Origin of the sequence: Xanthomonas melonis (assembly GCF_020783655.1) — a bacterium.
In the GTDB taxonomy this organism is placed as follows: Bacteria; Pseudomonadota; Gammaproteobacteria; order Xanthomonadales; family Xanthomonadaceae; genus Xanthomonas; species Xanthomonas melonis.
In genome coordinates this window covers 74,111-92,416 of the sequence record NZ_JAJGQH010000012.1, presented here as the reverse complement: position 1 = coordinate 92,416, position 18,306 = coordinate 74,111, and the positions used below count along the sequence as shown (strand labels likewise).

At 67.0% G+C, this 18,306-nt stretch carries 16 protein-coding genes; all 16 read right to left on the bottom strand.

All coding sequences use genetic code 11. The features are described from left to right. Positions 1–14 precede the first annotated feature (14 nt). A complete protein-coding gene (bamA, locus tag LL964_RS13275) occupies positions 15–2,423 on the bottom strand; it encodes an outer membrane protein assembly factor BamA (protein ID WP_167395378.1) in 2,409 nt (802 codons plus the stop codon). Positions 2,424–2,506: 83 nt separating this feature from the next. Then, positions 2,507–3,853, bottom strand: a complete 1,347-nt coding sequence (rseP, locus tag LL964_RS13270; protein WP_104588054.1) for an RIP metalloprotease RseP — start codon at positions 3,851–3,853, stop codon at positions 2,507–2,509. 26 nt (positions 3,854–3,879) lie between these two features. Further along, a complete protein-coding gene (locus LL964_RS13265) occupies positions 3,880–5,070 on the bottom strand; it encodes a 1-deoxy-D-xylulose-5-phosphate reductoisomerase (protein WP_104588053.1) in 1,191 nt (396 codons plus the stop codon). Between the two features lie 2 nt (positions 5,071–5,072). Beyond that, positions 5,073–5,900, bottom strand: a complete 828-nt coding sequence (locus tag LL964_RS13260) for a phosphatidate cytidylyltransferase (RefSeq protein WP_104588052.1) — start codon at positions 5,898–5,900, stop codon at positions 5,073–5,075. Beyond that, the gene (gene uppS / locus LL964_RS13255; protein WP_104588051.1) at positions 5,897–6,658 is read right to left on the bottom strand and encodes a polyprenyl diphosphate synthase; all 762 of its coding nucleotides are present in this window, start codon (positions 6,656–6,658) and stop codon (positions 5,897–5,899) included. The genes LL964_RS13260 and uppS overlap by 4 nt, the downstream gene beginning before the upstream one ends. Positions 6,659–6,675: 17 nt before the next feature. Beyond that, on the bottom strand, positions 6,676–7,233 hold the full coding sequence (gene frr, locus LL964_RS13250) for a ribosome recycling factor (RefSeq protein WP_104588050.1): 558 nt from the start codon (positions 7,231–7,233) through the stop codon (positions 6,676–6,678). 196 nt (positions 7,234–7,429) lie between these two features. Continuing rightward, positions 7,430–8,152 (bottom strand): UMP kinase, encoded by a 723-nt coding sequence (gene pyrH / locus LL964_RS13245; RefSeq protein ID WP_104542672.1) that lies wholly within the window; start codon positions 8,150–8,152, stop codon positions 7,430–7,432. Between the two features lie 102 nt (positions 8,153–8,254). Further along, positions 8,255–9,778, bottom strand: a complete 1,524-nt coding sequence (locus tag LL964_RS13240) for a sensor domain-containing diguanylate cyclase (protein ID WP_104588049.1) — start codon at positions 9,776–9,778, stop codon at positions 8,255–8,257. Positions 9,779–10,045: 267 nt separating this feature from the next. After that, positions 10,046–10,924, bottom strand: a complete 879-nt coding sequence (gene tsf / locus LL964_RS13235) for a translation elongation factor Ts (RefSeq protein WP_104588048.1) — start codon at positions 10,922–10,924, stop codon at positions 10,046–10,048. Between the two features lie 167 nt (positions 10,925–11,091). Further along, on the bottom strand, positions 11,092–11,895 hold the full coding sequence (rpsB, locus tag LL964_RS13230; RefSeq protein ID WP_104588047.1) for a 30S ribosomal protein S2: 804 nt from the start codon (positions 11,893–11,895) through the stop codon (positions 11,092–11,094). A gap of 390 nt (positions 11,896–12,285) precedes the next feature. Beyond that, positions 12,286–13,011: a fimbrial biogenesis chaperone gene (locus LL964_RS13225; RefSeq protein ID WP_104588046.1), complete on the bottom strand. Its 726-nt coding sequence runs from the start codon at positions 13,009–13,011 to the stop codon at positions 12,286–12,288. A 3-nt stretch (positions 13,012–13,014) separates the two neighbouring features. Then, positions 13,015–13,320 (bottom strand): hypothetical protein, encoded by a 306-nt coding sequence (locus LL964_RS13220; RefSeq protein WP_104588045.1) that lies wholly within the window; start codon positions 13,318–13,320, stop codon positions 13,015–13,017. A gap of 65 nt (positions 13,321–13,385) precedes the next feature. Continuing rightward, the gene (locus LL964_RS13215; protein WP_167395377.1) at positions 13,386–14,420 is read right to left on the bottom strand and encodes a Csu type fimbrial protein; all 1,035 of its coding nucleotides are present in this window, start codon (positions 14,418–14,420) and stop codon (positions 13,386–13,388) included. After that, entirely contained in the window at positions 14,417–16,765 is a 2,349-nt protein-coding gene (locus tag LL964_RS13210) for a fimbria/pilus outer membrane usher protein (RefSeq protein WP_104588044.1), read from the bottom strand. The genes LL964_RS13215 and LL964_RS13210 overlap by 4 nt, the downstream gene beginning before the upstream one ends. Positions 16,766–16,781: 16 nt before the next feature. Further along, a complete protein-coding gene (locus LL964_RS13205; RefSeq protein WP_146092393.1) occupies positions 16,782–17,549 on the bottom strand; it encodes a fimbrial biogenesis chaperone in 768 nt (255 codons plus the stop codon). An 8-nt stretch (positions 17,550–17,557) separates the two neighbouring features. Next, positions 17,558–18,082: a Csu type fimbrial protein gene (locus LL964_RS13200; RefSeq protein ID WP_167395376.1), complete on the bottom strand. Its 525-nt coding sequence runs from the start codon at positions 18,080–18,082 to the stop codon at positions 17,558–17,560. Positions 18,083–18,306: the final 224 nt, after the last annotated feature.

The window sequence follows — 18,306 nt, the reverse complement described above, 5'->3', positions numbered from 1 at the left end:
GCTGCGGTTGGCGTTTAGAACTGGCCGCCGAAGGTGAACTGCAGGCGCTCGATTTCGTCGTTGTCTTCCTTCTTCAGCGGGAATGCATAGCTGATCGAAATGGGGCCCACCGGCGCGCGCCACAACAGGGCCACACCGGTCGAGGCGCGCAATTCGTTGGCCTTGAAGTTGTCCACGCCGCTGTAGACGTTGCCGAAATCGAAGAACGCCGAGATACGCGCCGATGGGCTGTCGAACAGCTTGGGGAAATACATTTCCACCGAGCCCACGGTCTTGAACGAGCCGCCCAGCGGCTGGCCACGGTTGAAGCCGTTGATGGGTTCCGAACGCGGACCCAGGGTGTTGTCTTCGAAACCACGCACCGAGTTGGTACCGCCGGCGTAGAAGTTCTCGTAGAACGGCAGCCCGGTGGCGGTGACGCTGCGGATGCGGTTGCTACCGTTGCAGGCCTGCTCGGTCAGGGTTGCATTGTTGACCACGCCGCAGATGTCGCGCGTGCTGTCCTTGCCGTAGCTGTCGCCGTAGCCGAGCTCGAAACGGGTGTTCAGCACCAGCGCCGGGATGATCGGCCAGTAGTTGGAGATCTGGTAGTTGAGCTTGTAGTACTCGACCGTGGAGCCGGGCAGGGTGGTTTCCAGGCCGACGCGCTGGAACATGCCGCGGGTCGGCATGAAGAAGTCGTTGCGGGTGTCGCGCGCCCAACCGAATTCGGTGCGCACGGCCTTGAAGGTATCCGTGCCCACCGCCCGGATGTAGTCCACGATCGCCTGCGGCGTGGTACCGGGGAAGGTGGTGATCTGGTTGCTGTCCACGCCCACCATCGCCGACACGGTGTCGTTTTCGGTGATCGGCACGCCGAAGATCACCTGCGCCGAGCCGTTCTTGCTGTTGAACTGCGCGGTGTTGAAGTCCGAGTAGTCCAGCGAACGCCACGACAGGTTGTAGCCCAGCGACACGCCGTCGTCGGTAAAGAACGGATTGGTGTAGGAGAATGCATAGCGCTGCTGGAAGGTGCTGCGCGAGGCCTCCACCGCCACCCGGTTGCCGCCGCCCAGGAAGTTGTTCTGCGACAACTGCACCGAGGTGGTCACGCCGAAGGCCTGCGAGAAGCCCAGGCCGAACACGAAGCTGCCGGAGGTGGTCTCCTTGACGTTGTAGACCACGTCCACCTGATCGTTGCTGCCCGGCACGGCGGGGGTCTCCACGTCCACGCTCTCGAAATAGCCCAGGCGTTGCAGACGGATCTTGGAACGGTCGATCGCCGCCTGCGAGTACCAGGTGTTCTCGAACTGGCGCATTTCGCGGCGCAACACTTCGTCGGAGGTACGGCTATTGCCCTTGTAGAGGATGCGGCGCACGGTCACGCGCGGGCCGGGCACCACCTGCAGGTTCACTGCAACCGTGCGGTCCTCACGGTTCGGAGTGGGAATCGGGTTGACCTTGGCGAAGGCGTAGCCGACGTTGCTCAAGGTGTTGGTGATGGCGTCGGAGGTGTACTCCAGCAACGCGCGCGAGAAGATGTCGCCGGCCTTGGGAATGACCAGGCGCTCGATGTCGGCCTGCGGCAGCACGGTGTCGCCGGTGACCTTGATCTCGGAGATCTTGTACTGCTCGCCCTCGGTGACGCCGGCGCTGATGAACATGTCGCGCTTGTCGGGGCTGATCGACACCTGGGTGGAGTCGATGCTGAAGTCCACGTAGCCGCGGTCCAGGTACCACGAGTTGAGCTTCTCCAGGTCGCCGGACATCTTTTCCTTGGAGTACTGGTCGTCGCGGCGGTACCACGAGGCCCAGTTGTGCTCCTTGGACTCCCAGTTTTCCAGGATGTCCTCATTGGCGAACTTCTCCGTACCGATCAGGTTGACGTGGCGGATCTTGGCCGCCTTGCCTTCCTTGATCGCGATGGCCACATCCACGCGGTTGCGGTCCAGCGGGCTCACCGTCGGGGTGATCTCGACGTTGTACTTGCCGCGGTTGTTGTACTGGCGGGTCAGTTCCTGGGTCACCCGGTCCAGGCTCAGCCGATCGAAGGTGCCGCCTTCGGACAGGCCGATGTCGCCCAGGCCCTTGAGCAGTTCCTCGGACTTGATGTCCTTGTTGCCAGTCACGGTGAGCTTGTTGATCGCCGGGCGTTCCTTGACCGTGATCACCAGGATATTGCCCTGGCGGTCCAGCTGTACGTCCTCGAAGAAGCCGGTGCGGTACAGCGCCCGGATCGAATCGGCCACCTTGGCATCGTCCACGGTGTCGCCACGGTTCACCGGCAGATAGGTGAACACGGTACCGGAAGCGATGCGCTGCAGGCCGTCCACGCGGATGTCGCTGGCGACGAACGGCTCGGCGGCCAGGGCTGCGGCGGCTGGCAGGCTGAGGCCGGCGGCAAGAGCGAGGGCAAGCAGGCGGCGAGTGGGAAGACGCGTCATGTCACATCCGGTTGGAGTCGATTGCGGGTGTTGCTGGGTGCCGGCGTATGACGACGACAACAGGCGGAAAGAGTGGAGCAGCTTCATCGTGGAACCAGGCCAAGGATGTCGTTGTAGAACGCCAGTCCCATCAAGCCTGCCAGGACCGCCAGGCCGACATATTGCCCGGCAATCATGGCCCGTTCGCTGATCGGGCTGCCCTTGATCAACTCGATAAGGTAATACAGCAGATGCCCACCGTCCAAGATTGGGATGGGCATCAGGTTGATGATCGCCAGGCTCAGCGACAGCAGGCCGAGAAAATACAGGAACCAGTCGAGCCCGCGTTCGGCCGAGGCGTTGGCTGCGCGCGCGATGGTGACCGGGCCGGAGATGTTCTTGACCGAGGCCTGGCCGGTCAGCATGCGCTTCATCATGCCCAGCGAGTCGGCGGTCATCCTGCCGGTCTCGCGGATGGCCGCCGGCACCGCCGCGAAGACGCCGTACTGCTGGCGGCTGTCGTAGGGCGGCGCGGCCGGCGCCGCCGGGCGCACGCCGATCATCCACTGGCCCTGCGGGGACTTGCGCGGAGTCACTTCCAGCGCCAGGCGGTCTTCGCCGCGGGTCACTTCGATCATGCCCGGTCCACCGTGCTCGCCCAGCGTCTGTACCTGGGGGGCGATGTCCTGGGCCGCGCGGGTCGGCTGGCCGTCGATGGCCAGGATGCGGTCGCCCGGCTTGAGCAGGCCGTCGGCCGCCGAGCCGGGCACGACCTCGGCGATCACCGGCGGCTGCAGCATGAACTGCCAGCCGATCCCGGCCAGCGACGCCACGCGGCGTTCGTCGAAGCCGACCGGCAGCTGCGACAGACGCAGGCTGTGTTCGCGGGAGCCGGCGCCTTCGGCCACCGTGCGCACCTGGATGTCGCGCCGGTCCATCGCTGCCGTGGTCAGCTGCATGCTGGCATCGCTCCAGCTGCTCACACTGCGGCCGTCGATACGGTCGATGCGCTCGCCCGGGCGCAGCCCGGCTTCGGCGGCCAGACCATCGGCGCTGCCGACGGTGGCCGAATAATCCTGCTTGCCGACCACGAACATCGCCCACAGCATCGCCATGCACAGCAGCAGGTTGGCGATCGGGCCGGCGGCGACGATGGCGATGCGCTGCCAGACGGTCTTGCGGTTGAAAGCCTGATCCTGCTCGGCCGGGTGCACGTCGCCTTCGCGCTCGTCGAGCATCTTGACGTAGCCGCCCAGCGGAATGGCGGCCACCACGAACTCGGTGCCATGGCGGTCGCGGCGCATCCATAGCGGCTTGCCGAAGCCCACCGAGAACCGCAGCACCTTGACCCCGCAGCGGCGCGCGACCCAGAAATGCCCGAATTCGTGGAAGGTCACCAACACGCCCAGGCTGACGATCATCCACCAGACCGACCCGATGAAATCACCCATGGATGCAACTCGGCTGCGTAGGACGGTCAGGCATGAAGAGCGTAATGGGCCAGGGCGCGTTCAGTGATCTGCCGCGCTTGCGCATCGGCAGAAAGCAGGGTGTCCAGGGAGTCGGCAGGGTGCCGGGGGAGCGTTGCCAGAGTGTGTTCGACCAACGCGGGGATCGCTAGGAAACCTATTTGGCCCTGAAGAAACGCTGAAACGGCCACTTCGTTGGCCGCGTTCAGGATGGCCGGGGCGGTTCCACCGGCGCGCAGTGCGTCCCAGGCCAGGCGCAGGCAGGGGAAGGCGTCCATATCCGGCGCCTCGAACTCCAGCCGGCCGTGCTGCAACAGATCCAGCCCGGAAACCCCGGAATCGATCCGCTCCGGCCATGCCAGGCCGACCGCCAGGGTGGTGCGCATGTCCGGCAGGCCGAGCTGGGCCAGGGTGGAACCATCGACGAATTCGACCAGCGAATGCACCAGGCTCTGCGGATGCACCAGCACGTCGATCTGCGTGCCGGACAGACCGAACAGATGATGCGCCTCGATGACCTCCAGGCCCTTGTTCATCAGGGTCGCCGAATCCACCGAAATCTTCGGTCCCATCGACCATTTGGGGTGCGCCACCGCCTGTGCGGGGGTCACGGCCGACAATGCGGCCCGATCCCAGCCGCGGAACGGGCCGCCGGAGGCGGTCAGGATGACCCGACGCACACCGGCACTGGCATCGCACGAACGCAGGCACTGGAAGATGGCGCTGTGCTCGCTGTCGATGGGGATGATGTCGGCGCCGGCCGCGCTCGCGGTATGGGTCAGGAGTTCGCCCGCCAGCACCAGCGACTCCTTGTTGGCCAGCAACAGGCGCTTGCCGGCGCGCGCGGCGGCAAGGGTAGAGGGCAGGCCGGCGGCACCCACGACCGCGGCGACCACGGTGTCGCAGGCATCGCTGCCGGCCAGCGCATCCAGCGCTGCGCTGCCGGCATGCGCCTGGGTGGCGAGACCGGCGGCGCGCAGGCCGTCGCGCAGCGCCGGGTAGAGCGTGGCGTCGGCGATCACTGCATGCGCGGGCCGGTGGATGGCGCACAGGGCCAGCAAGGCCTCGACCTGGCGGCCGGCCGACAGCACGCTGGCGCGCAGCCGGTCCGGGTGACGCGCGATCACATCCAGGGCCGACGTGCCGATCGAACCGGTGGCGCCGAACACGGCAACCTGGCGGGGAGAAGGTCCGGCCATGCTCAGAATCCGAGAATTTCCTTGCCGAGTGCGAACACCGGCAGGGCGGCGAGGACGCCATCGATACGGTCCAGGACGCCGCCATGGCCCGGAATCACCGTGCCCGAGTCCTTCGCGCCGGCGTGGCGCTTGAGCAGGCTTTCGAACAGGTCACCGAGTACCGAGGCCAGCACGGCGACCGCGGCAACCAGGATCAGCTGCGGGGCGTGCGACAGCGTCAGCCCGGCCAGCCAGCCGAAGGCGCAGGCGACCACGATCCCGGCCAGCATGCCGCCGATCAGCCCTTCGATGGTCTTGTTGGGGCTGATCCGCGGCGCCAGCTTGTGTTTGCCGAACGTGCGCCCGGCGAAATACGCACCGGAGTCGGCCGCCCACACCATGGTCAGCGCGGTCAGCAACCACAGGTTGCCCTTGTCCGGACTGGCATGCAGCACCACCAGCGCGGCCCATGCCGGCAACACCGCCAGCGAACCGGCCGCCAGCTTGAGCGCGCGCGCCTGGCCGTTGCCGTGATCGGCGCCGAAGGTGAAAAATCGCAGCCAGGCCAGCGCCAGCACCCACCACACCACGCCCACCAGCGCGGCGATCTGGAACAGCACCATGGAGCCGGCCGAGGCCCACACCATCAGCACCATCAGCAGCAGGTTGAGCATCAGCAGCACGGTGCGCGGCAGGCTGTCGTCGATGCCGGAAAGCTTGAGCCACTCCCACAGGCCGGTCAGGAACAGCACCGCCGCCAATGCGGCCAGCCACTGGGTGGGCAGCAGGACGATCGCGCAGATGGCGAGCGGCGCCATGATCAGCGCGGCGATCACGCGGGTCTTGGTCATGCCGGGGTGGTCTCCGTCGCCTGCATGGCGATCTGGGCGCTGGTCAGGCCGAAGCGGCGTTCGCGTCCGGCATAATCGTCCAGCGCCTGCTGCAGCACGCTGGCATCGAACTCCGGCCACAGGGTCTCGGTGAACCACAGCTCGGTATAGGCCAGCTGCCAGAGCAGGAAGTTGCTGATGCGGGTGTCGCCACCGGTACGGATGAACAGGTCCGGGGCCGGCAGATCCGCCAGGGCGACCCGGCTGGCAAGCAGGGCCTCGTCGATCTGCTGCGGTTGCAGGCGGCCGGCGGCGACCTCTTCGGCCAACGCGCGCGCGGCCTGCGCGATGTCCTGGCGGCCGCCGTAGCTGGCGGCAATGCTCAGCACCAGCCGCGCGTTGCCGGCGGTGGCACGCTCGGCGGCGGCCATGCGCTCGCGCAGCGCCGCGGCGAAGCGGCCGCGTTCGCCGATGAAGCGCACCTGCACGCCGCGGCGCTGCAACTCGTCGACCTCGCGGTCCAGCGCATGCAGGAACAGCTTCATCAAGGCGTCCACTTCTTCCTGCGGGCGGCCCCAGTTTTCGCTGGAGAACGCGAACAGGGTCAGTGCGCCGACGCCCTTTTCCAGGCAGAAGTCGATGGTGCGGTTGACCGCCCGCGCACCGGCGCGGTGGCCGATCATGCGCGGACGTCGGCGACGCTGCGCCCAACGCCCGTTGCCATCCATGATGATGGCAAGATGGCGCGGCACCGCGTCGTTGGGAGGGGCTGGATGCATGGCAGGCGATGCCACGATCAGACCGTCATCAATTCCTGTTCCTTGGCCTTGACGACCTCATCCACGTCCTTGATGGCCTTGTCGGTCAGTTTCTGGATCTCGTCCTCGGAACGGCGCACCTCGTCCTCGGTGACCGCCTTGTCCTTGAGCAGATCCTTGACCTGCTGGTTGGCGTCGCGGCGGATGTTGCGAATGGCCACCTTGGTATCCTCGCCTTCGCCATGCACGGCCTTGCTGAGCTCCTTGCGGCGCTCTTCGGTCAGCGGAGGCAGGTTGAGACGGATCACGGTTCCCACCACGGTCGGGGTCAGGCCCAGATCCGAGGCGTAGATGGCCTTCTCGACATCCTTGATCATGCCCTTGTCGAACAGGGTGATGACCAGCGAGCGGCCTTCGGACACGCTGATGCTGGCAACCTGATTGAGCGGAGTGTCGGTGCCGTAGGCCTTGACCTTGATGCCGTCGAGCAGGGCCGGCGACGCGCGGCCGGTGCGCACCGTGGTCAGGGAATGGCGCAGAGCATCGATGCTCTTGGTCATGCGCGTGAGCGCGTCTTGTTTGATCTGGGTGAGCATCGCCGGAATCCGTGTGGAGCTGAATCCGGGGATTATAGCCGGGACTGGGGTTTCACGACTCGCGGGTCGCAAGGAGCCGCGCAGCCGGTTCACTCGCCGCCCCGTCTTGATGCCGGGTGAGGGGTTGGAGATCGCTGCGCAGCCTGCAGCACTGGGCGCTTGCAAATCCCCAATCCCGACTCCCGAATCCCCAGCCTCAGCTCCGGCCCTGCACCAGGGTGCCGATCTGCTCGCCGCGCAGGATGCGCAGCAGCACGCCGGGCTCGCTCATGCCGAAGATGCGCAGCGGCAGGTCGCTGTCGCGCGCCAGTGCGAAGGCGGCGGTATCCATCACTTCCAGGCCCTGCAGGATGACCTCGTCATAGGTGAGGCTGTCGTAGCGCACCGCGTCGCTGTGCTTCTTGGGATCCTTGTCGTAGACGCCATCGACCTTGGTCGCCTTCAGCAGCAGATCGGCGCCGATCTCGATCGCGCGCAGCGCGGCGCCCGAGTCGGTGGTGAAGAACGGGTTGCCGGTGCCGGCGGCGAAGATCGCGATGCGGCCCTTTTCCAGGTGGCGCATGGCGCGACGGCGGATGAAGTCTTCGCAGACGTCGTTGATCTTGATCGCGCTCATCACGCGCACCTTGGCGCCGAGCTTTTCCAGTGCGTCCTGCATCGCCAGTGCGTTGATCACCGTGGCCAGCATGCCCATGTGATCGCCGGTGACGCGGTCCATGCCGCTGGCGGCCAGGCCGGCGCCGCGGAAGATGTTGCCGCCGCCGATCACCAGGGCCACCTGCGCACCGGCCTGCTGGGCCTCGATCACTTCCAGGGCCAGGCGGTTGATGACCTTGGGATCGATGCCGTAATCCCCGTCTCCCATCAGCGCCTCCCCGGAAAGTTTGAGAAGAATGCGGCGATAGGAAAGTTCGGACATGGGAGGCCTCGGGGGTGGGGGATCGGCAAACGCCGGCAATTCTAGCGGAAGCCTGCCGCCGGGCGTGCTAAAAGTTCCTTTGGCCTGGACCGGCGTGCGCGCTCAATGCGCCCGCGGGCTCGGTGCAGCGGTGAGCTCGGTCGCGTCGTAGGCAGTGACGCGGTTGCGGCCGCGGTGCTTGGAGCGATACAGCGTGCTGTCGGCCGCCTGCAGCAGATGATCGATGCTGTCGAACTGGCGCTCGACGCCGCCATGCGTGGCCAGGCCCGCCGAAAACGTGATGTGCAACGGCCCGCCTTGCAGCTGCGCCATCGGCGTGCGGCCGGTTTCGGCCAGGATGCGCTCGATCACCATCAACGCCGCTTCGGCCGGAGTGTTGGGCAGGATCACCAGGAATTCCTCGCCGCCGTAGCGCGCGACCAGATCGCTGGTGCGCACCATGCGCTGCAGCGTCTGCGCGAAGTTGCGCAACACCTCGTCGCCCACAAGGTGGCCGTGCGCATCGTTGACGCGCTTGAAATTGTCCAGATCGATGAAGGCGATCGACAGCGGCCAACCCTGGCGCGAAGCCAGATCGAACTCATGCGCCAGGGCAGTGCCTAGCTGGTGCCGGTTGAACACCCCGGTCAATGCGTCGCGGCTGGCCTGTTCGGTCAGATGGCGCATGCGGTTTTCCGATTCGTCGGCGTGGCGACGCGCCTCGGCCACCTCCTGCAGCTCGCGCAGGTTGCGCAGCATTGCCAGTTCGCGCGCCTGCTCGAAGATCATCTGGATGTGTTCGGGCTGCGGCACGCGGATGTCGAACAGCGCTTCGAGCTCGGGTAGCGATTCGGCGATGCGTTCGATCACTTTTTCGAAGCGCTCGGCGTCAAGCTCCAGTACGTCCTGCGCCTGCCGTTGTGCGTGTTCGGTGGCGGCAGCCGCGCTGGCCGACAGCCAGATGTCGGCCAGGCGCCCGGACAGCGCCACGCAGGCCATGAAGGGCTCCAGGCTGGCCGGGTCCTCTTCGCTCTGCGCGATCGCATTCTGCAGATAGGGCGGCAGCTGCCACTGATGCGCCAGCCAGGCGCCGACTTCCGCATGTGTGGCGCCCAGATGTTCGCGCTCGGCCTGCAGCAACGCGGCGTTGTCCGGTGCCTGTTCGAACAATGGCGTATAGGTCTCAGGCGCACCCTGCAGCAGCGCCAGCGTGCCGATATCCTGCAGCAGCCCGGCCAGCATCAATTCTTCCGGCTTGCGGATGCCATACGCCTGGCCGAGGATGCGGCTGGCCAATGCCGATAGCCCGGCGCGGCGCCAGATGCGCTCGTGCAAGGGATGTGCTGTGAAGGTGCTGCGCACGCCATGCACCATCGAGAACCCCAGCGCCAGGCTCAAGGTGGCGTTGAGGCCGAGCATGGTCAGTGCCTGGCCGAGATTGTCGATGCGGCGGCGGCTGGCGTACAGCGGTGAATTGGCTACCCGCAGCATGCGCGCGCTCAAGGCCATGTCCATGCCGATGACATTGGCCGTGGTGGTCATGTCCACGTCCGGATCCTGCGCCAGTTCGATGATGCGCAGCGCGACGCCGGGCGGCGAGGGCAGGTTGCGGCAGTAGTGAAGGGCGGCCTGGAGATCTGGTTGCATGAGTCATCGCCGACAGTGGGCGCCAGCATACCGCCGCGCTCGTTTGAATGGGCGCGCCATGCTCCGCGTTCGCCGTCGGCGGCAACGCGTGCGCGAAAGACGCTGGAAGCCTGGTCGCCACCCAGGTTGTAACGGCCACCGCCGGGACATCTGTAGCCTGGCGGTCGATCGGGCGCGACGGCGGTGCGCGCGCTGGACGCGCCTGCGCAGCGGTAGCAGGCACAAAAAAGCCGCGGCATGCCGCGGCTTCTTCGGGTGTCGCAACGATCAGGCCAGGCCGGCCTGCTTCATCACTTCGGCGGCGTAGTCTTCCACCACCTTCTCGATGCCTTCGCCCACGGCCAGGCGCTGGAAGCCGATGACCTCGGCGCCGGCGGCCTTGACCGCCTGCTCGACGGTCTGGTCGGTGTTGAGCACGTACGGCTGGCCGTACAGCGTCACTTCGTTGACGATCTTGCTGATCTTGCCGCTGATGATCTTTTCCAGGATCTCGGCCGGCTTGGCCTTGTCCTTTTCGGACATCTTGGCCAGTTCGATTTCCTTTTCCTTGGCAACGAACTCGGCCGGCACGTCGGAGGCCTTGATGTGCGGGGGATTCATCGCGGCGATATGCATGGCGATGCCGCGGGCCAGCTCGCTGTCGCCGCCCTTCAGCTCCACCAGCACGCCGATGCGGCCGCCGTGCACGTAGGCAGCGACGTTGTTGGCGCTGTCGATACGGACCAGGCGACGCACCTGCAGGTTCTCGCCGACCTTGGCGATGACCGCCGCGCGACGCTCTTCGATGGTCTCGCCGCTGTCCAGCTTGACGCTCTTGAGCGCTTCGGCATCGGCCGCGTCCGCGTTCAGTGCGGCATTGGCGACGACTTCAGTGAAGGCGAGGAAGTTCTCGTCCTTGGCGACGAAGTCGGTTTCGGAGTTGACTTCGACCAGCACGGCCTTGCCGCCGGTCTGCGCGGTGGCGATGCGGCCTTCGGCGGCAACGCGATCGGACTTCTTGTCGGCCTTGGCCAGGCCCGACTTGCGCAGCCATTCGGCGGCGGCGTCGATGTCGCCAGCGTTTTCCACGAGTGCCTTCTTGCACTCCATCATGCCGGCGCCGGTGCGCTCGCGCAGTTCCTTGACCAGGGAAGCAGTGATTTCCACGGGATTACCTCATTGGACGAATACGTGCGGCGGAGTGTTTCCGCCAGTAGAAGACGGTGCAGCGTGCTGACCGCCCCCATGGTGTCTTCGATAGCCCGGACGACGGGACGCGACGGACCCGTCGGGGCTGCGGCCGCACAGCATGGTGCGGCCGCATTGCAGGCCGATTACTCGGCAGCGGCGTCAGCGGACTTCTTGTCGCCCTTCTTGGCCGGGGCGCGGCGGCCCTTGCCTTCGTCGGCGGATTCGGCCGAGAACTCTTCCTCGCGCACCGACGCGGCGTTCGGCGCGGCGGCCTTGCCTTCCAGCACGGCATCGGCAGCGGCGCGAGCGTACAGCTGCACGGCGCGGATGGCGTCGTCGTTACCCGGGATGGCGTAGTCGACCAGGGCCGGATCGTAGTTGGTATCGACCACGGCGATCACCGGGATGCCGAGCTTCTTGGCTTCCTTGATGGCGATGTCTTCATGGCCGATGTCGATCACGAAGATGGCGTCCGGCAGACGGTTCATTTCCTTGATGCCGCCCAGCGAAGCGTCCAGCTTCTCGCGCTCGCGGCGCAGGCCCAGCACTTCGTGCTTGACCAGCTTGTCGAAGGTGCCGTCGGTCTCTGCCGATTCCAGTTCCTTCAGGCGGGCGACCGACTGCTTGACGGTGCGGAAGTTGGTCAGCGTGCCGCCCAGCCAGCGCTGGGTCATGAACGGCATGCCGCAGCGCTCGGCTTCTTCCTTGATGGATTCGCGCGCGCTGCGCTTGGTGCCCAGGAACAGCACGGTGCCGCGCTTCTGCGCGACCGAGGACAGGAAGTTCATCGCGTCGTTGAAGAGCGGAACGGTCTTCTCGAGGTTGATGATGTGGATCTTGCCGCGTGCGCCGAAGATGTACGGCGCCATCTTGGGGTTCCAGTAGCGGGTCTGGTGGCCGAAGTGGACGCCGGCTTCCAGCATCTGACGCATGGTGACCTGAGGCATTGAAAAAACTCCTGGTAGCGGAATCGCCGTGCGCGGCTCGGACTTTTTTTAAAGAGTCCGCACATGGAGGTGCGGGCCGCTGCGAGAGACTCGCATCAAAACGCACACGATTCCGGGGTTGGGCTTCCCTGTTGCCTCCGTGGCGAACCCCTTGTGGGGGCACCCCGGCACGGATGGCGGCAGCAGGTGTGGATTCGTCGGTGACGTCCGACGTGGACGGCGCGATGCATCGCAGGACGCAAAACAGCCGGCGGAGTATAGCCGGCCGGTTGGCGTGGCGCAATTGGCGGGAATCGGGAATCGGGAATCGGGAGTCGCAGAGCCTGGTTCGCTCGAGCGTTCACCAGTCCACGATCAGCTGACGCGATCCGCCTTCCCCATTCCCGGGCCTCAATTGCCGATTCCCGGCTCCACCGCCAAGGTACTTTCGATCTCGCTGTTGATCCGGGCCACCACGCGGCCGCGACCGGCCGGGAGGTCGATCGGCAGGGGCCATTGCCGGGTCTGCCCCGGCAGGATGTAGCCGGCCAGGTTGTCACGGATGCTGCGACGGCTACCGCCGGCATCGATATAGGCCAGGTCAGCCAGGCGCGCGTGGCGCAGCCCCGCGTTGTGGACGCGCAGGGTGCGGCCCATGCCGTGCCCCGAGACCGTGGCCTGCAGCGCTGGATGCGGGTCTGCGGCCTGGGCGGGCAGGGCGAACACCGGCGTGGAGTAGCGCAGCAACTGGCTCTCGCCGCTGTCGGCATGCTGGGTCACCACCAGCCGGTAGCTGTCTTCGGTCTGTGCCGGACTGGGGGTCAGCCGGATCACCCGCAGCAACTGCCGGCCCTGCGGGGGAATCTCGAAGTGGCCGGGGCTGACCGTGGCGCCGGTGGCCGGTTCCAATATCTCGCGCTCGCCATCCTGGCGCCAGCGGTAGAGCTTGGCATCGGCAGGCCATGGCAGGGCCGCCTGGTTGTACAGCCAGACCGCGGTCTGGTCGCTGTCGGCCGGAATATAGGCGGTGGTCGGCGCGATCGCGATCTCGGCTCCGGTCGCAGCGCCAAGGGCCGCAAGACAGGCCAGCGTCAGGACCAGGGCAGGCAGCATGCGGCGCGTGAGGACGGTGGCCATGGCTCAGAAGGCGATGGTGGTGACGCGCGCAGCGTCGGCGGGAGCTGGGCCGGCCAGGGCGCTGGCGTCCTGACCAGTGGTGGACGCAGCGTCGTCGGCGCTGCGTGCTGGCGGCGCGATCGCCATGGGCGTGCCCCTGGAGCAGCTGGCGCGCGGTGGCGTGGTGCGCAGTTCGCAGCCGCTGAGCAGGCGCAGGCCGATGTGCAGGGTGGAATTCTCCGGCCCGCGGTTGCCGGCCGCGTAGGCCGCCGGCGCCCCGCAAACCAGGGTGGCCAGCATCAGGCGCTGCAGAAAGGCGATCGGCGTCATAAGGCAATCGTTTGCACTGGAGTCGTAGCAGATAACGACGCCGCCGAAGCGAACTTTATTAACTCTCAGTAAGTGATCGAGACGGTCACCGTGTCGTTGTAGTTGCCGGCGATCGGCAGTTGCGGAGCGGGCGCACGCCCGTAGACGGTGACCGTCTGGGCCACGCCATTGCCGGTGCCGGCCAGGGTATCGACCCCGATCGTGCTGCCCCAGCGGTTGCTGCGCCCGGCATCGCGGTACAACTCATAGACGATGTAGTTGGCGCTACTGGCGTGGCGCATGCGGCGGGCCCCCCCGCTGGCATTGCTGCCGAGATCCAGGCCGATGTTCCAGGCGGTACGGTTGGTGCAGGCCAGGCTGATGGTGGAGCTGCGGTCGATGGCGCTTTCGATGCTGCCGGCGATGCTGCCGAAATCCAGGTCGGTGGTGACATAGGTATTGCAGCGCGCCGGCACGTTGGCCGATGCGGTGAATGGGAAGGCATTGCTGGCGGTCTTGGTGCCGCTGCCGGCGGCATTGCAGTCGGCGGGCTGCTGGATGCCGCCGATGATGCTTTCGTTGTAGGCGTAGCGCACCACCGTATCGGCGCCGCCGAAGGTGCTGGTGTGGTTGCCCACCGACAGGATCTGGTTGCCCGGGATGCGCCCGTACAGCGTGACGGTGGTGGTTTGGGAGCCGCCGGTGATGACCGGGACCGGATAGGCGAAGGTGAGAACCAGGGGCGATGGCGTGGTCGAGCCGGTCGCCCCCCAGATCTGGGTACGCGCCGCATCGCTGTAGATCTGGTAGCCCAGGCTGTCGCCGGTGGCATTGCTCATGCGTCGCGGTGTGTACACGCCGGCACTGGCGCTGCCGGCGCCCAGGTCCAGGCACAGCGTCACCCGCGCGTTGCCCAGCACGCTGAGCGCGGCGGTGGCGCAGGACACATTCAAGGTGGCCACCCCATCGGTGGCGCCGTTGGCGGCCACGTTGCCGAATGCCAGCGGCGTGCCCAGGGTGACGGTGCAGACGGTGTCGGCCCGCGCCACGGCGCAGGGTGCCAGCCACAGCATGGCCAGGATCAGCACCAGCAGCGCGCCGCGGCGTCCATGCATGGTCATGGCGCTCGCTCGGGCAGGCAGGGCAGCGGACCCACCCGCGGAATGCCGCCTGCAGCCGCGGGGTAGGTGAACGTCGCAACGCAACGTCCCTGGGGCGTGTCGACCAGGATGCGGTTGTCGCCGCGCAGGTTGTCCAGATAGGTTTCGCCGTCGTAGCCGACCACCACCTGTGCGGCGTCGCCCTCGCGCTGCGCCACGCTGCCGACCGGCAGCGCTGCACCGGTGGCGTCGTGCAGCACGATGACCGCTGCCTGCACGCGGGTGATGCCGAAGCGCACCGCCACGCCGGATTGCTGGCGCGGGGTGACCGTGGTGTCGACCCGGTCCACGCGCAGCTCGGCCGGCAGGTCCAGAGTGTCGATCGAGAGCTGGTTGCGTTGCCAGGATTGCAGGGGCGTCACCAGCAGCGTGCCGCGTGCGTCGGTCACGCCGATCAGGCGGTTTTCCAGCCGGACCGGGATGCCGGCCTGCCCATCGGTGGACACCACCGCAAAGGAGTCCTGGATGTCGCGCGCCGCGAAACCGCGCCCGTTCATCCAGACCAGGCTGCCGCTGGCGCTGGCGTAGCCGAACGTGTCGCCGTCCTGGCTGGCCGCGCCCAGCGTGTAACGGCCCACCCGGTTCAACCAGCCCAGTTCGGCCAGTCCGCCACTGGCGTCGTCGCCGGCGCGCCCCTGTACGCGCCAGCCGATGCCCCCCAGATCGCCATCGCCGGGTAGCGGCTGGCTGACGTCGGCCACCAGACCGGTGCGGTTGCCGTTGCGCTGCATCGAGGCACTGGCCTGGCGCAGCTCGCCGAAGGTGGTGGACAGCGACAGATACATGCTGCGGTCGCTGCGTACGTCCAGGTTCTGGTTGGCCGACAGGTTGGCCGCCCAGTTGCGCCCGAAGCTGCGCGACCAGAACACGCTGGCGTAGCGCGAGGTGTCGCCCTGCGGGTAACTCAGCCGGACATAGCTGGTGCCCAGCGAACCGATCGACGACAGGTTGACGCCGGCCACCGCCCGGTCGCTGATGCGCGCTGGCACGCTGCCTTGCAGCGCGCCCAGATCGCGATAGGCGCCGTGGGTACGCTGGGTGCCCAGGTTGAAGTTGAAGCGGCGGTTGTTCCAGGCATAGCCCAGCACGTACTGGCCGCCGCGCAAGTCGTGCATGCGGCTATGCGCGTAAGCGGCATTGACCACGCCGCCGGCGCCGAGCAGCCAGATGCCGCCGGCACCGGCGGTGACCACGCCACCACCGGCTTCGGTGTGCGCCTCGATGGTGAAGTCGTCGCGCAGGCCGCGGCGCAGGGTGGCGCTGGCCACCGGTCGAGAGGCGTAGGAGAACGAGCGCACCCCGTAATCGCGGCGCAGATGGCCGATGCCGGCCGACCATTCGGAGATGCCGCGCGCCAGCAATTGCGGCGTGCCATAGAAGGCGAAGTCCAGGCGGCGCACGCGGCCGAAGGCGTCGGTCACCACGATCTGGGCCTGCCCTGTGCCGCTGATGCCCGGTTGCGCGGCCAGCTGGAAGGGGCCGGCCGGCACCTGGCCGCTGTACTGGCGTAGGCCATCGACATACAGCTCCACCGTGGAGGGCACGGCCGCTTCGCCGAGAAAGCTGGGCGTCGGGGTCAGCACCCGATACGGTTGCAGGGCGTAATTGCGCCCGATCTGCACCCCGCCCAGGCGGATCGAGCGGCTCCAGTCGACGAAGCCGCTATAGAAATCGCCGACCCGCAGGCTGGTGGCGGTTTCGGGAAAATCCATCTGCCAGGCGCTGTCCAGGCGCACCGCCTCGCTGCGCCAGCGCTCGTCCTGGGGGCGGTCGTAAGCCAGAAAGACGGCAGTGGTATCGATCATGCCGCGGCCGATGCCGAAGCCGCGCAGCTCGGTGGCCAGCGACACGCTGCTGGCGCCGGTGTTGCGCGTGGCGTACAGGTCGTAATTGAGCAGCGCGCCGGGCGAGGCGGTCGCATCGGGTGGGGCGATCTCCTCGGCCTTCAACACCGTGGTGGACAGCGACAACTGCGCCAGCGGCACCTGCAGGGCGAGTCGCTGCAATGCGGCGTCGTAGCGCACCTGCGCATCGGGCAGGCTGTCCAGTTCGATCGTTTCCTCGGGCGCGCGGTCGGCCAGTACGAACCCGAGCTTGCGTAGCGTTTCGACCGAGCCACGCAGGCGGCCATCCACCAGTTCGAACGGTGCCAGGCCGCGATCGGCCTGATTCAGGGTGACATCGAGATACAGCGTCTGCGGCTGGGCAGCAGCGCTGCGCACGGGCAGGTCCGGCAGCGTGGTCATATCGGCCAGATCGCTGGCCGCGACGGTACCCGGGCAGCCGGTGGTGGCGAGCAGCAGCATCGCCAGCAGGGCCGCATCACGGGGCTGCTGGCACGGCCAGCAAGGTGCGTTCGTCGGCCTCACCATTGATCCTTGCGACGATGGAGCCGCGCGCGAACTGCGCCACCGGGGCGCCCAGCGACCAACGCATGGTCTGGCCGGGCAGGACATAGCCGACCAGGCCGTTCAACGCGGTCCTGGTGGCGCCGTCGACGCGATGCTGCAGGTCCGCGACCTGGGCATGCCCGTCGCCGGTGTTGCGGATCTGGATCTGCGCCGTGCCGTCGTCGCCGGCGATCACCTCCGCGCTCAGCTTCGGTGTCGGCTCGCCCCTGCCGGGCGGCAGCACGAAGATCGGCACCGAATAGCGCAGCACGAACTGCATGCCCTTGCGGTCGGCGTCGGCGCTGGGCAGTTCGTCGACGATGATGCGGTAGCACCGTTCCTCGCCCGTCGGCGGTGGCCCGGCACGGATCACCCGGATCAGCTGGCGTTCGCCGGCGGCCAGGGTGCGCATCGGCGGGCTGACCAGCAACTCCTGGGTCGGCTCGAGCTGGTCCTGGCCGTCGCGCTGGGTCCAGCGATAGGCGCGGGTCTGTACCTGTACCGGCGCCCCGCCGCTATTGCTCAGCCACAGCCCGTCGGCAGACTGTTCCGCGCTCAGGCTGAGCGAGGTCGGCGCCAGCTGCAGGCTGGCCGCGTGCGCCGCCGGCAACATCCAGCCGCTACCGGGCACCAGCAGCAGCGCCAACACGGCCGGGATCAGCCAGGGCGGCAGGCGGAATGGCAGGGGGGGCAGTGGCATGCGTGGCCTCAGTAGATGATCGTGGCGGTGATCGTGTCCTGGTAGCTACCGGTGGCGGGGTTGTTGGCCGAGGGGTTGGTCACGCGGCCGTAGACCGGGTAGACCTGATTGATGCCGGTAGCGGTGCGGCTGAGCGTGTTGGTGCCGGTGGTGCTGCCCCAGACGGTGCTGCGGCCCAGATCCTGGTAGAGCTGGTAGGCGATGTAGTTGTTGGTGGTGACCAGCGGATCGGCGTTCTTCATCCGGCGGGTGGTGACGTCGTTGGCGGTGCCCGCGTTGCTGCCTGCGCTCAGTGCGATGTTGTAGGGAGTCAAGGCGGTGCATTGGGCGGTCACGCTGCCGTTGGCATCGGCATTGGCAGTCGAGGTCGACAGCACCGAACCGAAGTCCACGTCGGTAGCGGAAGCGGCGGTGATGGTGCAGGCCTTGGTCACGGCGATCTTGACGTTGAAGGTGGTGGTATCTGCTGCGTTCGCGACGCCGACGATCGAGAACAGGCCGAGGGACAGCAGGACAGGGCGGACAGTACGCATGGACATTTCCTTGACCGGTCAGGTCATTGATGACGCGACCACTCGTCGCATCCCATGCAATGCATCCGCCGTGCCAAACATAACGGCGAATTCAGCTTGCATCTACCTGTTTTCGCTGGCGCTTTTGTCGGAAGTGGGATGTCTTGCGCATGACTTCGCTAGTACTTAATTTGACGCTGCGTGCACATCGTCACGGATGAATAGGGAGTGGTGGCGGTTTCCTG

Coding starts and splice junctions, on each gene's coding strand:
- bamA (WP_167395378.1), bottom strand. CDS start 2,423: ATGACGCGTCTTCCCACTCGCCGCCTGCTTGCCCTCGCTCTTGCCGCC.
- rseP (WP_104588054.1), bottom strand. CDS start 3,853: ATGGGTGATTTCATCGGGTCGGTCTGGTGGATGATCGTCAGCCTGGGC.
- LL964_RS13265 (WP_104588053.1), bottom strand. CDS start 5,070: ATGGCCGGACCTTCTCCCCGCCAGGTTGCCGTGTTCGGCGCCACCGGT.
- LL964_RS13260 (WP_104588052.1), bottom strand. CDS start 5,900: ATGACCAAGACCCGCGTGATCGCCGCGCTGATCATGGCGCCGCTCGCC.
- uppS (WP_104588051.1), bottom strand. CDS start 6,658: ATGCATCCAGCCCCTCCCAACGACGCGGTGCCGCGCCATCTTGCCATC.
- frr (WP_104588050.1), bottom strand. CDS start 7,233: ATGCTCACCCAGATCAAACAAGACGCGCTCACGCGCATGACCAAGAGC.
- pyrH (WP_104542672.1), bottom strand. CDS start 8,152: ATGTCCGAACTTTCCTATCGCCGCATTCTTCTCAAACTTTCCGGGGAG.
- LL964_RS13240 (WP_104588049.1), bottom strand. CDS start 9,778: ATGCAACCAGATCTCCAGGCCGCCCTTCACTACTGCCGCAACCTGCCC.
- rpsB (WP_104588047.1), bottom strand. CDS start 11,895: ATGCCTCAGGTCACCATGCGTCAGATGCTGGAAGCCGGCGTCCACTTC.
- LL964_RS13225 (WP_104588046.1), bottom strand. CDS start 13,011: ATGGCCACCGTCCTCACGCGCCGCATGCTGCCTGCCCTGGTCCTGACG.
- LL964_RS13220 (WP_104588045.1), bottom strand. CDS start 13,320: ATGACGCCGATCGCCTTTCTGCAGCGCCTGATGCTGGCCACCCTGGTT.
- LL964_RS13215 (WP_167395377.1), bottom strand. CDS start 14,420: ATGACCATGCATGGACGCCGCGGCGCGCTGCTGGTGCTGATCCTGGCC.
- LL964_RS13210 (WP_104588044.1), bottom strand. CDS start 16,765: ATGCTGCTGCTCGCCACCACCGGCTGCCCGGGTACCGTCGCGGCCAGC.
- LL964_RS13205 (WP_146092393.1), bottom strand. CDS start 17,549: ATGCCACTGCCCCCCCTGCCATTCCGCCTGCCGCCCTGGCTGATCCCG.
- LL964_RS13200 (WP_167395376.1), bottom strand. CDS start 18,082: ATGCGTACTGTCCGCCCTGTCCTGCTGTCCCTCGGCCTGTTCTCGATC.